This is a genomic window from Cellulomonas sp. P4_H12, assembly GCF_056400905.1.
The window spans coordinates 1-676 of record NZ_JBFUKJ010000086.1 but is presented as its reverse complement, the minus strand read 5'-3'; the positions used below and the strand labels follow the sequence as shown (position 1 = coordinate 676).

Genomic DNA, 676 nt, shown 5'->3' with positions numbered 1-676 from the left:
TTGTTGGTGTTGTGGGGTTTGGTGTTTTTTGTGGGTGTGGTGGGGTGGGTGTTGTGTTTTTGTGTGTGGGGGKGTGGTTGGTGGTTGGGGTGGGGGTGGTGGGGGTGGGGGTGTGGTGGGTGGGGGTGTTGTTGGTGGTCGACGGCCAACGATAGGCGCGGCCGCGCGTCGGTGCCGCGGTCTACGCTCGTCCGGGTGAGTTCCGAGCTGTCGGACATCTACCGTCAGACCTCGCAGGCGCGCGGGAGGTGGCGGGGGTCAAAGGCCACCGCGGGGCGCTCCTCGACCGCACGGCGGGCGGGCGACCGGGCCGGCCGGGCCGCGCGCCTCGGCCACGCGCAGGAGCTCGCCGCCGCGACGAAGCAGCTCGAGTGAGCACCGACCGCGACAGCCAGCGCACCCGGGTGTACGAGGCCGAGACAGTGGTGCGCACGGTGCTCACCTGGCCCCGGCGACCGGACAGGCGTCGTCACAACGCTGAAATGCGAGAGGCCCGAACCGAGTCCATCGGTTCGGGCCCACGCACACGGTCTTCCGAGTGGTGCTGGGTCAGTGGGCGCGCACGAACCCGAACCCGAGCGGTTCGAAGCCGGCCGACCGCAGCGCCTGGCACAGCTCCTGGTTGTTGGCCCACTCGTCCACCGGCACGAACACCGTCTTCTGCTCGTCCCCGTCG

Annotated in this window: 1 protein-coding gene; it reads left to right on the top strand. The window is 69.9% G+C overall.

From position 1 onward, the window contains the following. The first annotated feature begins 195 nt into the window (after positions 1-195). On the top strand, positions 196-375 hold the full coding sequence (locus tag AC1DQC_RS19885; protein WP_477052955.1) for a hypothetical protein: 180 nt from the start codon (positions 196-198) through the stop codon (positions 373-375). The last annotated feature ends 301 nt before the right edge of the window (positions 376-676 follow it).